At 47.7% G+C, this 7,032-nt stretch carries 7 protein-coding genes; 6 read left to right on the top strand and 1 reads right to left on the bottom strand.

The genetic code is table 11. The annotated features are described in order from the left end of the window. The first annotated feature begins 418 nt into the window (after positions 1-418). The 6 genes from HMPREF2609_RS06200 to HMPREF2609_RS06165 all read left to right on the top strand — a co-directional run bounded on the left by HMPREF2609_RS06200 (position 419) and on the right by HMPREF2609_RS06165 (position 5,453). A complete protein-coding gene (locus tag HMPREF2609_RS06200) occupies positions 419-1,024 on the top strand; it encodes a hypothetical protein (protein ID WP_070535792.1) in 606 nt (201 codons plus the stop codon). A gap of 741 nt (positions 1,025-1,765) precedes the next feature. Then, on the top strand, positions 1,766-1,921 hold the full coding sequence (locus HMPREF2609_RS11145; RefSeq protein ID WP_239664722.1) for a hypothetical protein: 156 nt from the start codon (positions 1,766-1,768) through the stop codon (positions 1,919-1,921). Positions 1,922-1,957: 36 nt separating this feature from the next. Next, complete coding sequence (locus HMPREF2609_RS06185) at positions 1,958-2,575, top strand: hypothetical protein (protein WP_070535785.1); 618 nt, start codon at positions 1,958-1,960, stop codon at positions 2,573-2,575. A gap of 128 nt (positions 2,576-2,703) precedes the next feature. Further along, positions 2,704-3,387, top strand: coding sequence for a hypothetical protein (locus HMPREF2609_RS06180; RefSeq protein ID WP_070535782.1), 684 nt, complete (start codon positions 2,704-2,706; stop codon positions 3,385-3,387). A gap of 594 nt (positions 3,388-3,981) precedes the next feature. Then, positions 3,982-4,608 (top strand): hypothetical protein, encoded by a 627-nt coding sequence (locus HMPREF2609_RS06170; protein ID WP_070535777.1) that lies wholly within the window; start codon positions 3,982-3,984, stop codon positions 4,606-4,608. A 134-nt stretch (positions 4,609-4,742) separates the two neighbouring features. Continuing rightward, positions 4,743-5,453, top strand: a complete 711-nt coding sequence (locus tag HMPREF2609_RS06165; protein ID WP_070535774.1) for a DUF6318 family protein — start codon at positions 4,743-4,745, stop codon at positions 5,451-5,453. A gap of 166 nt (positions 5,454-5,619) precedes the next feature. Here the strand turns inward: HMPREF2609_RS06165 and adhP are convergent, their stop codons facing one another. After that, complete coding sequence (gene adhP / locus HMPREF2609_RS06160; protein ID WP_070535771.1) at positions 5,620-6,648, bottom strand: alcohol dehydrogenase AdhP; 1,029 nt, start codon at positions 6,646-6,648, stop codon at positions 5,620-5,622. Positions 6,649-7,032 lie beyond the last annotated feature (384 nt).

Genomic DNA, 7,032 nt, shown 5'->3' with positions numbered 1-7,032 from the left:
GTTTGCGATGGTTTTGTCTCGGGTGGAGCACAAGGAGTGGCCACAAAACCTGAACGCCCAGCGGGTTGAGGAGTTGGTGGTTGGTTTTGGGTCGTATGAGAAGATGTTTGGGTGTATTGAGCGGTTGGCGTATGAGAGAAAACTCAAACTAGACTAACTGAGTTAGCGCCTATGACCCCGTTTTGTTTGGGGCGAGGTGGCAGATATTAATTGTGCGGGCACTCCGGTCTTGTCTCGGAGCGCCCGCATATGTCATGTACGGTGAGATCCGGTGTGGGTTTTCGTAGGAAGGTAAAATCAGCCCTGATAGGTTCCGTCAGAAGTATATCTCTGTGATAGCTCCCGTTTAGTAGATAATTTTTAAATAGGGTTTTACATGATATGGGTTATATCAGGATAGAAAGATAGGTAAAATATCATGCTTGATAAGATTCTTATCGGTGCAGCAGCTGGGGTCGCTACCCAGGCGATGCCTGGTGTGAATAATCAAACAGGAACCCTGTCTCTAAATAGAATACAGGGCAGGCCCACCCTCCTTGGTGTATTCGGGTGGGCGGGTATAGCTTTATCTCTTGTCATCCTGCCGTTGTATTTTGATATCACCACAAAGTTTGATATTGCAAATCATGTTATTAGCCTTTTTGTGGGCATAATACCTGCTATTGCTCTTATTAATTATTATATTTTCTTTATATGCTACCAGAAAGATCGTATAATTTGGAGAAATTGGAGGGGCAAGAAGCGTTTTATTCGGTATGACAGTATCAAATATTTTAGTTTTGCAGATACTAATAAAGGAGGATGGGTACGCTTCAAAAGCTACGAGCATCGTGTGCTGTTTCGGTATCTAGTTTTTAAGTTTTCCCATGCTCAGTTTGATAGTGATGTTCTGTACGGACATATTATGTACAGGTCAAAGTGTGGACGATGGCCTATGTCATGGGAAGAACTCGAAGAAGGCGGATTTCTTGCGCCTGGGGTTGCTTGTGATTATGTGCGGTCACAGTTATATTTCAAATTCTAAAAAATCTAGGTGCAAAAAGGCAGCGGGAAAGGAGATAGATTATACCCGCGGCATATATAAATACATATGGTACTATTTATAATAGAATAAAAAAATTAAGAAGGTGATTACACAATGATAAAACTATTAAAGTCAAATCTTTCATGGTTCCGACAGAAATATATTATTGTGCTTGTGCCGTTGGGATTTTTATTATTTTTTGGTATATATTTTGGGGTTTCGGCTCACAATAAGAATAATCCAATCATTAAGGAATGCACTGTCACCAAAACCGAGGTCAAAAGACATGATTCGGTATCAGCCAACTCTCCAGAAACCACGTATAGCCTGTATATAGACTCATCGAACTGCCCTCAGATGGTATGGTCCGATATTGGTGAGAAAGACGCAAACTATTATCATAATCTACTAAAAGAAGGGAAGAGCTACAAATTTGGGCTTCCCAGGATTGTCCTCTTTCCTGGTACTGAAAATAGTATTGTGAGGATCTATGGCAACGGATCTTAGAGATTTATGAGAAGTAAGAATGTTAAAGAAACATTGGTAACATGCATCATTGTTGTCGTTGCTGTAAGCTTTTATGCGTTTTTATATTTTCTTTCACGTAATGATAGTGCAGGGACTTACAAGTACTGCACCCTCGAGCATGTTGATGTGCACGATCGGGGTGGTCTGGTCTCGGGGAATACGGATTATAAGCGTGTAGCAGATTTTAAGACAAAAGAGTGCGGGAATTTACATATGTCGGATTCTCCTGATCCAAAGAAGTCTATGGACGAGTATGCGGGATCTTTGGAGGTCGGCGGGTACTATAAGGTGACACTGCTGGATTTTCAGGTTTTTAACTCTGGGTCTACGTCTGTGACGAAGTTTGAGAAGGCAGAGCGTCCTTCATAAAAAAGGGAGCAGGGATTTGAGGGAAGGTAGGTTGTTGTGCCTCCTGCGTTGATTGGGTTGTTGGCGGGTCTTTTCGTTCGGAATGTTCCCTCGCTGAAACGTACGATGGGTCAGCCCGTGCTCGGGGTCAAACAGCACCGCCCAAAGCTTGCTTTTATAGCTGGTTATGTACTTCTAGTGGGAGGATTAGTTGCAGCACCTATATATGTAACCATCAAGTATGGTGACCCCATAGCTTCTTTTATTCTTGCGTTTGTTATTTGTGGTCCTTTGGTAATTCCGTTTGTGAATCATTGTCATGCGTTTTATATCCAGCAAACCCTCTCGGGAGTCTACTGGCGCAACTGGCGGTGGAAGATCCGGTATATGCCGTATGAGAGTATCAGCGAAGTACTCTTGCAAAGTAATGGGAAGAACGGGTACCTGAGGGTACGCAGCCGCAACATCAAGAGGGTACGGCTGAGTTTTGATCCGTGGCAGTTTGATGCATCTATCCTGTTTGCGATGGTTTTGTCTCGGGTGGAGCATCAGGAATGGCCGCAGGATCTGAATGCCCAGCGGGTTGAGGAGTTGGTGTCTGGGTTTGGGTCGTATGAGAAGATGTTTGAGCGTATTAAGCGGTTGACGTATGAGAGGAAACTCAAACTAGACTAACTGAGTTAGCGCCTACTGACCCCGTTTCGTTTGGGAAGAGCTCAAAGAAAGCGGAGTCCTTGCCTCTGGGGTTGGTCGCGATTATGTGCGGTCACAGTTGTATTTCAAATTCTAATCAGGGAGTTTTAGTGAGCCTCATTGACCTTACAGATATACTATCGGCAATACCCGACCTTATTGGCGACATCATATCCAGCCCAAGCAATAAAAAGCGTAAACGTTCTGCCATTGCAAAGAATATCGAAAATATACCTGATGATAATATTGAAAAATTTGCAAAATCCATCATACCCAAGAAACGACGAAATTCCTTAATTTTATTTATAGTGGGAGCAGGTTTATCCTTGCTTTCTCTCGCAATATTTATATTTACAATCTACTTATATTTTGAAGATAAAACCCTGGACTCTACAGATATAGCAGGATTAATCATGTATCCCATCCTTATAGCATGCGGTATTGTAGGAATGCGAGTTGGAGGCTGGCCCTATACGCATTTCAGACTGCAAGGGTTCACCTACAGAAATAAACCGTTTAAGAGCACCCACTTACAATACGATGAAATACTGGGATACACTTACGTTCAAGAACCCAAAGAGAAAATAACCTTATATCACAAAAATAATAACGTGACACTATCTATCGGCAGTCAAGATTTTTCATATCTGATGAGCCAGATAATCTTCCGTCAAACTCATGGAAGGTGGGCCGTGATGAACGCGCGGGAAGACCTGAGAGAGATTATATACACCATGGACGACACCATTTATGCACCATGGCTCATCAACCATCCCAAAGCTATGTTTTCCTGAACATCCAGGAATACCGTCCAGAGGTGAGTGCCCACAGATTTCATTCAGTACCTATAGAAACCTACGTTTACCCAAGTGAGAGTACTGTTCCTCTGAAAACCTGATCGTTACACACAGAAACTATACTGATACATATAAATATTGTGCACATTTCACCCCTAAAAGGCATCTCTGATGGACCTTGAGACCAGAATCTATAAGTACAGCCTCATGATCGGAGGGGCACTACTCACGGTATTATTTCTCCTTTGCACCATAGTCTATATCTTTATAAGTCAAGAGCTAGGCTGGGGCGCGTTGATGTTTGTGAGTATGCTAATCAGCATCGGGGTGTTCTATACCGGTTGGGATACGGGCCGGAACCGCCCGGAAGAGCAAGAAACCACTGACGTAGAGCATCATCAGGAATCATAACCAGCTTCTAATATTGGCGAGGGGTGTGTTCGTGTATTCTGCACGAGCACACCCTCTTGCTCTATTTATGTCCTGGTGAAGCTAACAAGGCTCTCTGAGAGTACGTGATGAATATGTTAAGAAAGGTACAGTTGAAAAGACGTACCAGCAGATATAGCGGGCTGGAAAGAGAGCTATGAGATGGAAAACGGTATTTTAGGCGGTCTGCTCGGCGGCCTACTCGTCGGAGCTATGCCCGGCATCCAACGTAAAGGTTCACATGTCTCCGTCGGGGTGAGGCAACACCGCCCACGCTTTGTCCTCTACCTCGGATGGGGAATTTTTCTCTTCTTTCTAATTCCATTCCCCATATTTCTAGATATTATGTACGGTTTCGATATCGGGATGCATATTTTTGTATTTATAGTAGGTTGCCCTCTGGGCTTGGTTGCAATCATTAGCTATTACATGCTCTATATCCGGTTTGATGAGCACTCGGTCACTTGGTGTAACTCCCTCGGACGCACCTATACCGCACCGTATACCTCGATTGACAGGCTCACGTATCTAGATAACAACCGCAACGGGTGGATTCGTATTATTTTTCGGGATCAGGGCAAGCGTAAGCGGCTGAGTTTTGATCCGTGGCAGTTCGATGGCACGGTGATTTTTGGTCATATTTTGTATAAGGTGCGTACGGGGGAGTGGGCTTCTTCGGTGCAGCAGTTGTCGGAGTCTGGGTTTTTAGAGGGTCGGGAGTCGTTTGAGGCGTTACGAGAGATCCGATTCGTGCGCAACTTACAAGCCTCAGCACCTCATACCGCGTAATCCCCAGGTGCATCAGCAAAACCTGTAATCTCCCAGCACCCGAGCCTATGGAACATAGCTCGCCCTAAATGGGTTCTTCCGGTGTATGCACTCTATAATAAATAGGCAATAATCACCGACTGAAAGATAACAACATGCTGACTACTTCTGTATCCCGCCGCGGTGCTCTAGGCGTCTTGGGTCTTGGTTCTGCCGCATTCTTGGCGGCGTGCTCCTCCTCTAACTCGAACGGCAACGGCGGGGACTCCGGCACATCGGCTTCCTCGACGAGCACCCGCAGCGACTATAGCGGCGAAGCTAAAATCGACAAATTCGATACCTCAGCTGGCACCTACGAGCCCGCAACTCGTGAGACTCCCGCTAAGAATGTTCCCAAGCCCATCAAGCCTGAGAATATGAACGAAAACTCCGTCGCGGGTCTGTACTCTTCGATCGTGTTCCTTGGCGCGGCTTTGCAGTACGCACTGCAGACCGGCGATGTATCTCTGATCAAAGAAAGCGCTATGAGTGATGAGGATAAAGAGCGCACACTGTCGGGTGCTCTTTTTGCGGAGCTTCAGGGCGGGAAGAGCTGGCTTGCAGACCCTAAAATTGTGATGAACTTTGAGGATGCTAAGCCTAAGGAAGAGAACGGCACCTACACGTGGCCGGTAACCGTGAACGTAACTCGGGGGGAATACGGCGTACATGATGGTGAGGTTGTAGATTTTCCTGAAGAACAGCAGAAGCAAACTCAGAAGATTAACTTCACGGCTAAATACGACAATAACAAATGGAGTGTTGGGGGTTTCTATGAAACTGGTGGATCCGACAGCTCCGCATCCCACGATACCCAGGACAGCTAATCCCTAGCTCCGCATATAAAGCGGTGTCCTCTGGAATTTCCATACGTTCCAGGGGACACCGCTTTTTGCATTAGGGGTTCAGAACCCTATGTTTAGAAACGGGCGGCAACCCGCGCTACCGCATAGATTCAGTACCTAACGCACCCGTGTGAGAAGCTTTCTTGCCTTACCACATGCTTGCGAAATCGAGCACCATACGCCCGTTGATCTTGCCTGCGTTCATCTCCTCGAAGATCTGCGGGGCCTCATCAACCTTGCGCAGCTGCACTACGGGAACTACTAGCCCGTCTGCGCCGAACTGGAACGCTTCGGCAAGATCCTGACGGGTGCCAACCAACGAGCCGAGCACGCGAATACCGTCAAGAACGATCTTTGTGATAGACAGTTCCATCTTCTCGGGCGGAAGACCCACAGCCACCACGCTACCCCCGGCACGCACGCTCTCAACCGCCTGGTTAAAAGCGACCCTCGATACCGCGGTCACCACGGCAGCTTGCGCCCCGCCGTCGGTTACCTCACGAACCTTCGCCGGTACATCCTCAACCTCACGACCGTTAATCGTGACGTCGGCGCCGGTTTCGGCGGCAAGTTGCAGCTTGTCATCGTTAATATCGACGGCAATAACCTTGGCACCGAAAACCTTCTTGGCGTACTGCACCGCCAGGTTGCCCAGCCCGCCAGCGCCGTAGGCGACCAGCCACTGACCGGGGCGTATCTGCGATTCCTTAATCGCCTTATAGGTGGTTACGCCCGCGCAGGTAATCGAGCTTGCCTGCGCCGCATCCAGGCCTTCGGGAACCTTCACGGCATAGTCTGCCGTGACAAGGGCATACTCACTCATGGCACCGTCCACGGTGTAGCCCGCATTCTTGACGGTACGGCATAGGGTCTCCCTGCCGGAGGTGCAGTATTCGCAGTGCCCGCATCCCTGGAAGAACCATGCAATAGAGACACGGTCACCGGGCTTGAGCGATTCAACGCCTTCACCAACTTCGGTGACAATACCAATACCCTCATGCCCCAGGATGCGCCCCGGAACCTCACCGAAATCGCCCGCCGCAACGTGCAAGTCGGTGTGGCAGACGCCGGAGTACTCTAGCTTCACGAGCGCCTGACCATGCCCCACCTCGGGCACGGGAACATCGGTGACATTTATCGAGCCATCAACAACGTCAGGGACAACTACAGCCTTCATGGGAACCTCCCGTGTACTAGCTCACTATCAATGTTCGTTTAATCGTAAAGCTCGTATAGAGACTTTTCTACAGTTCGGTGATATATTCAACCGCTAATACGGAATGGTACTCATGAGCGATTTTATGCCGTGCAGCAGCGCCTCTCTAGGAAGTCCACATAGAGAGCAAATAGATAACGAAATGATGAAGACGTGTCCAGGAGTCCGGGGTTCAACAAAGCTCTAAGATACAATCGACGTAATGTCTCTGGTATGGAGCAACAAACTGGGAAGTTGAGGCTTATCTTCCGCCCCTGACTGCGCAGTTTTGGGCAAAAAGATGTGCTGAGGCCCGGAACCTCGCTCGTAACCGCATCCCTTGAGAGCACCGATGAAAGGGCAAAC

The sequence above is a fragment of the Rothia sp. HMSC058E10 genome (assembly GCF_001809415.1).
Taxonomy (GTDB): domain Bacteria; phylum Actinomycetota; class Actinomycetes; order Actinomycetales; family Micrococcaceae; genus Rothia; species Rothia dentocariosa.
This window is presented reverse-complemented; position numbering and strand designations above follow the sequence as displayed.